The 6,715-nt window shown below is 39.5% G+C and carries 5 protein-coding genes and 1 pseudogene; 4 read left to right on the forward strand and 2 right to left on the reverse strand.

From position 1 onward, the window contains the following. Positions 1-18: 18 nt before the first annotated feature. Positions 19-588: a phosphoribosyltransferase gene (locus EOK74_RS09325; RefSeq protein ID WP_133469691.1), complete on the reverse strand. Its 570-nt coding sequence runs from the start codon at positions 586-588 to the stop codon at positions 19-21. A gap of 77 nt (positions 589-665) precedes the next feature. On the opposite strand from EOK74_RS09325, the gene EOK74_RS09330 reads away from it, so the two are divergent. Together EOK74_RS09330 and EOK74_RS09335 are read left to right on the forward strand one after the other, a co-directional pair. After that, positions 666-1,232, forward strand: coding sequence for a phosphoribosyltransferase (locus tag EOK74_RS09330; protein WP_338047273.1), 567 nt, complete (start codon positions 666-668; stop codon positions 1,230-1,232). A 71-nt stretch (positions 1,233-1,303) separates the two neighbouring features. Further along, positions 1,304-3,016, forward strand: a complete 1,713-nt coding sequence (locus EOK74_RS09335; protein ID WP_133469692.1) for a protein adenylyltransferase SelO — start codon at positions 1,304-1,306, stop codon at positions 3,014-3,016. 881 nt (positions 3,017-3,897) lie between these two features. Here the strand turns inward: EOK74_RS09335 and EOK74_RS09340 are convergent. After that, positions 3,898-4,647: an AsmA family protein gene (locus EOK74_RS09340; protein ID WP_133469693.1), complete on the reverse strand. Its 750-nt coding sequence runs from the start codon at positions 4,645-4,647 to the stop codon at positions 3,898-3,900. Between the two features lie 594 nt (positions 4,648-5,241). Between EOK74_RS09340 and EOK74_RS09345 the strand changes: the two genes are divergently transcribed. Together EOK74_RS09345 and EOK74_RS09350 are read left to right on the forward strand one after the other, a co-directional pair. Further along, the gene (locus EOK74_RS09345) at positions 5,242-6,081 is read left to right on the forward strand and encodes a hypothetical protein (protein ID WP_133469694.1); all 840 of its coding nucleotides are present in this window, start codon (positions 5,242-5,244) and stop codon (positions 6,079-6,081) included. Positions 6,082-6,204: 123 nt separating this feature from the next. Next, positions 6,205-6,715, forward strand: a pseudogene (locus tag EOK74_RS09350) (hypothetical protein); the annotation flags it as partial.

Genomic DNA, 6,715 nt, shown 5'->3' on the forward strand with positions numbered 1-6,715 from the left:
GCTCAGATAAATGTTAGGTTAAGGAGTAGGCAAGTGCTCTTTTACTATGTCGTAAAGTTCTGGTCTGTGTTCTGCCATTTCTTCTACTGTTAGGCCTTCAAGAGAGTGGGGGTATTTAAGCCAAGCTGCGGTTTCGTGTACGTAATAGTCAGGAATGCGATCTACTTCACGGCGTGTTGGTTTGTAAAAGGGTACAGCTACGCGAATGTCTTCTGGCATGTTTAAGCGGGTTTTTTCTTGTAGGTTCTTGATTATGGCTTCAATTGAACGGCCGGTGTCAAATACATCGTCGACGATAAGTAGCTTGTCAGAATGTTGAACCTTTTTAATTAAATAATTAAGGTCGTGTACTTTTACTTCACGTGATTGTTTATCTATGCCTGCTGCATAAGATGAGGTTCTAATGGCAATGTTATCTGTATCAATGCCGTGATAACTTAAGAATTCTTGAACTGCAATACCAATAGGGGCGCCGCCACGCCAAACCGCAATAATAAAAGTAGGGCGGTATCCGCTGTCAAAAACTAGCTTAGCAAGCTTGAACGAGTCAGCTAGCAGCTGCTCACCAGTTAAATAGGTTTTTTCCATTACAACCTCATAATGAGTCGAATTATTGACAATATTGCCCGTATAATAAAGCTATCTGCCTGAACAAGAAAGTTGATATGAATATGAAAAAAATATTTCTCGATGAGAATACCTTAATTGAAGATTCCTTCCGCCTTGGGGTACAAATATTTGAGCGGGGTTATCGCCCAACTTTTATTGTTGGGCTATGGCGAGGAGGTAGTGCAGTGGGTATCTATGTTCAGGAGTGTTTGCAGACGTTAGGTGTTAAGACTGACCACATTTCAATTCGTACATCCTATAGAGGTTTGCCAAGTTATGAATCTATGCTGGCAGAGCCAGAAAACATTCGTATTCACGGTACTCAATATTTAATCGAAAACTTAAACGAAGAAGACTCTTTGTTGATTGTTGACGACGTGTTTAGTTCTGGTCACAGTATCGATGCCACTATTCAGCGTCTAAAACGACAGTTAAAACGAAATTTTCCAAAAGACGTGAAAATAGCGACTTTGTTTAGCCGCCCAAGTTACCAGCGTACCAGTATTAAACCTGATTATTGCCTACATGAAACAGAAGACTGGCTGGTGTTTCCCTATGAGCTCAAAGGTTTAACCAGCGAAGAAATTCAGCAGCATAAACCTTATGTAGCTGAATTGGTCTAAAGGCTTCTGTTTAATGCACTCTCCAGGTTTGCTCCTATCGAATTGAATTTATAAAAAGGCTATTGAATTATATGGCAAATCAACCAATTACTGACGTTTCTACAAGTGTTTACACTCTTGAGGATTTGGCTAAATTAACAGATTACTCCTTGATGGATAATCTTAATTGCGATCCTGAGGCCACCGAAACGGGTGATGATTATGAACCCAGGCAGGTGTTTTCTGGGCACTATGTACCTGTTAAACCAACGGCTTTGCCTAATCCTAGATATGTGGTTCACAGTAACCGTTTTTTTACTGAGTTAGGGTTTGATGACAGCTTAGTGGAAACAGAAGCCTTTGCTCGGTTATTTTCTGGTGATATCTCTGATGTACCAGCACCTATGCGAAAAGTGGGTTGGGCTACAGGTTATGCCTTGTCTATCTACGGTACTGAATATATTCAGCAATGTCCTTTTAGAACCGGTAACGGGTACGGTGATGGCCGAGCAATGTCTGTGCTTGAAGCTGTTATCAACGGCAACCGCTGGGAAATGCAGTTAAAAGGGGGCGGACCTACACCTTATTGCCGTGGTGGTGATGGCAGGGCAGTGCTGCGCTCAAGTATTAGAGAGTTTTTAGCCCAAGAGCATATGCATGCTTTAGGTGTACCCACTTCTCGCTCATTATGTTTATTTGTATCTGAGTCTGAGCAGGTTTTGCGTCCTTGGTACTCTGAAGGTTCATACGCCACAAACCCTGATAGAAATGTAGCTAACCCGGTTGCTATTTCAACCCGAGTCGCGCCTTCGTTTTTGCGGGTGGGTCAATTAGAACTATTCGCTCGTCGCGCTCGCTACAACACACATGCTGATGCCTTAAAAGAGTTAGAGATGATAGTGCACCATTTGATTGAGCGCGAATATTCAAAAGAGGTCAATCAAGCGCTTCCACTTACAGAGCAAATTTTGCAATTAGCAGCGGCATTTTGTGAGCGGCTAACCACCTTAGTTAGCCACTGGATGCGAGTTGGGTATTGCCAAGGTAACTTTAATAGTGATAACTGCGCATGTGGTGGTTATACCCTTGATTATGGTCCTTTTGGGTTTACCGAATGTTTTGAACCTTATTTCCAACCTTGGACGGGAGGTGGGCAACACTTTTCGTTTTTCAATCAAGGGGCTGCAGCTAAAACTAATTTCGATATGTTTTGCAAATCACTACAGCCGTTACTTACTTCTGACCTTTTAGCACTAGAGTCCTTAGAGCAAATAGAGCAAGAATTCGATGCTGTTATGGAACGTAAAATGAAAGCTATGTGGGCCTCTAAACTTGGGCTTAAGTCTTTTGATGATGAGCTGTTAAATCAACTGCTAGATCTTATGAGGCAAACCTTTGTTGATTACACCACTTTCTTCCGTGAACTTTCGAGTATTCCAGAAAATATAGCAGCGCTAAGTAAAAGCTTTTACGGCCCATTGACCAAGCCCTTGTCTGAAAAATGGACTGCATGGTTACAAAAATGGCATGGCTTGCTGAATATTGATGGAGATGATAAACAGGCATCAGATATAGCCAGTAGTATGCAACAAGTTAACCCTAAGTATAGCTGGCGTGAGTGGTTGGTGGTTCCTGCCTATCAGCTAGCTAGTCAGGGGGATTTCTCACTTGTTCATGAGTTGCAAGAAGTACTCACTCAGCCATATGAAGAACAAACCACAGAGGTTGAAACTAAATACAATCGTTTAAAACCTCAGGCGTATTTTGATGCGGGTGGGGTGTCTCACTACAGCTGTTCCTCTTAATTTTAGAAGTGGGTGTTGTAACCATTAGGTTAACCCACTGCCGTTTGTTAACTTTTTAGTGCACGTTTACCCTCACTTTAAACAAGGCTAGGTAATCTTATAATATTCCTTTTATTTTTAGGGAAAGGTGGTAGCTTGGGATGTATAGATTAAAGGTATTTAAATCTTATGTAATAGATATATTGTTGTTAATTAAAGATAATATAATGGAATGTTGCAAAGGTTTCTCATCTCGCCCCCCCTATTAATTAATAGGGCTATCGCTATTGGGTTTAAGTATTTTGGGGTGTAATAGTACCCGGGATCTGCACCCTTCCGATAGTTATGCGCCCCAATTAAATGTAAGTTTATCTAAAAGTATCAGTGATAGAGTTTCAGTTTCTGCTCATGTAAATGTTGCTTAAGGCGACGATAAAGAGCTTTTCAGACATGGCAATGCTATTCAAATAGACGAACAAAGGTATGTTGGGACCGAAGAAAGCCCTTTAGCGCTAAATTACAAGTTTGATGTCGCAGTAAGTGCTTTGTTATTAGATATCCATCTCGCCAAAACCGCGCGTTAACAATTAACCTTATCCCCAGGTTTGAGCTATGTAACTTATGATCTAGATATCGATGTTAATAACACTGACCAATTTTTCACTGACGCGCACAGCATGGGGTATCGTTTTTAATTCAGTCAAAAACTCTATTCTGCTCTAAGTTAGCCTTACTGTGATTCTTTAGTTGAAGTTAAAGGCATGATTGACGACTTGTTAATCCGTTAGAAAAAAGGTCATGGATTAACATTCCTAATGCAAAATGAAAATGCCCATAAACTTAAGCTCTTTAAAGTTCCATGGGCATTTAGTTATTTTTTAGTACTGGTTTTAACAACTGCTTTAGTTGAGCAAGCCTTTTAATTTGTCGCTAGCTTTTTCAAGTAACTTGTCTTTCGCTTTGTCTTTCAAAACATTTTTGGCTTCTTTTTTGGCTTCAGCTATAGCGTTGTCTAACATAGTATTGACAATGGCTAGGCCTACTTGGTCGGCAGGTATACCATCTGGTTTGCCTATAGAGCCTGCATTAAACGTAGGCAAAGTTAGTTCGTAGGCTTTAGTGTCTAATTCAAGATCACCGGTATCTAGGTTTTCGAAATTAAGCTTTAATTGTAAGTCGCTAACCGTGACATTTTCAACAATCACAAGAGGAGAGGGGGTGTCACTTGCAACTGGCTCTGGCTCACTGGAGCTTGCAGGCAGATTCTTTTGAATATTGTTTTTCAGAACGATCAAATTACCCTGGCCATTGGCATCTATTTCGTAAAGCATCTCTGGCGCTGTAATACTAACAGTTTGCACTGTATAAGGTTCGCTAGTAATTGTGCCTAAATCTAGTGTGATGGCATCTATACTAAAGGCGTCTTCGTCGCTAAACCCTTCTGGGTTTTTAATATCTAAGTCATTAATCGTTAACCGGCCTTCAGATAGAGCAAGTTCAACATTAAAAACTGATACTTGTGTACCTAAGTATTTACCACCTTGATGTTCAATTTGGGTTTTTATAATCCCACCTGCACCGTTGATAACGTACCAAACTCCCGCAACGACTATACCTAGTATTAGTGCGATTATTATGAGTGCTTTTTTCATTTTAGATCCTTTTAATGTATTTAAGTTAAACATGCCTTAACGACATATTTATGATGAATATTAACAAGGATGAAGCCTGCATTCACCTATAAAAGTCTCTATGTTCAATTACCAAGCAAGATCAAATTGACTTCAATAGCGCTCTGTCACCAATGATTTGTGGTTGGATTATACTTTGCATTTTGGTTTCGATAGCCTTTTTAAGCAGAGCTGAAAATTCAATGTGTAGCCAAACTATCAAAAATTTAGGACCCCATGCTCTGCATCGCTCGTGTGGCAATTATATGCTGATGCATTAAACAGTAAATTTCAAATTCAGGTTGTAAATTTTACCGTACACTGAATTATTGACAAAGTAATTCGTAAATATCACCCATTTGGGTGAATAATTTTTTAAAAATTTCAACTTACACTACTAATGGTTTTGTGTTGGTTAAATACACAAATTAGGAAAGTGCATATTGTTTAACTCTTTTATATGGGCATTTAGCCAATCAATAAAAGAAACCAGGCTATAAATGAGAGAGCTTAGTAACTAGCGTCACTTGATTTGTATCCGTTTAAATATCGTTTAAATAAAAAGGAACTGTAACAATGAAGTTTATTAATAAAAACCTTATATTTTTTACCATTATGATTCTGTTTTCAGAATTATCATCAGCATCGCTAGTTACCACTAGGATTGAAGGTCAATTTTTATTAGGTACTGTCATTTCTCTAAATGGTCAAGACATCACTTACGAAAACTTAGAAGCCTCCGGTGACGCTTTTGGGTTAGGCTCTTCAGATATCGAGTTTGCGGTGGGGATATGTGATCCAAATTTTCCGCCTCCTGATGGATGTGGTGGTGCGACTTCTGTTGAAAGAGGAGGGGAGTCGAATAAACTTTCTTTTGATGGTTTAGGTCTCAGAGAAGGCGGTATCCCTACTGACTCATTTCTAGTTGGCGAGTTTACTTTCGCAAACAATGATATTACTTGGGACTCATTTGTTATCCAAAGTCTTTTCTTGGAGGTTAGTGCAATTGAATGCGATTTGTTTGGAGAAAACTGTGATGAGTCTACAAGGCACAGTGGCACAACCGAGTTAACCTTTGCATTCACTGCTAACGATCCTAACGATTTATCTGCTAGCGCAGATAGTGTCTGCCTAAAGACTGAGTTAGGTCTAGGAGATGATTTATGCGCTTGGGTACCAGAGTTTTCCTCAGAGTCTTTCGAAATCTATGGGCGATTTGGTTCATTGATAGTGGAAGATATAGTTCCTAGCTCCGCAGATGGGTTTGTCACAATTGGTACCGACTCATCACAAAATATTAAGTATTCAGCGACAGCTATACCTGAGCCATCTGGTATAGCATTAATAGGGTTAAGCTGCGCATGTTTGTTTCAATTATCTAGAAAGAAAACCCAAATTACTAATGAGAAACCTTAACAACCTATGCCACCACAGAGCTTGTTAAATAGAGAATTAATAAGCTCCGTAAATATGTACAAACAACATTTTCATGGTCTGTATTTTATTTAAAGCCGTCGTAAAAAGAATAAGGAAAGACAAATGGAACTAAGCGATAAGGTTTCGAGATTTCTAGATGTAGGCGTCAAGGTTTTAGCTTTGATTTTGATACTAAGTAGCTGTGGCGGTGACTCTGGTAGTTCGGAGGATTCGAGTGGTTCGGGAGGAACAGCGACAGGAGGCTCTACTCAAACGCCTACAACATACACAATTACATCATCTGTGGCTGGTGAGGGGACTATTAATCCGTCTGCTCAGACTGTTGATGCTCAAACTACATTTTTTACCTTAACTTCTGATGCAGGTTATGCCATTGACTCTGTAATAGGTTGTTCAGGCACATTAGAGGGGAACATTTTTCAAACAGACCAATTTAATACTCAAGATTGTTCTATTGATGTGACTTTTACACCTAACGATCAAGAACCTAGCTCAGACAGTATTGGTGCGCAAAGAACACTTGTTGCACTAATTAACTTTCCTGATAATAAAGATGAGACCATGTCTTTAGAGGATATTAAAAACTTAATTCGAGACAATGATAACTCGTTAA

This window comes from Paraglaciecola marina (assembly GCF_004360155.1).
GTDB classification, from domain to species: Bacteria; Pseudomonadota; Gammaproteobacteria; order Enterobacterales; family Alteromonadaceae; genus Paraglaciecola; species Paraglaciecola marina.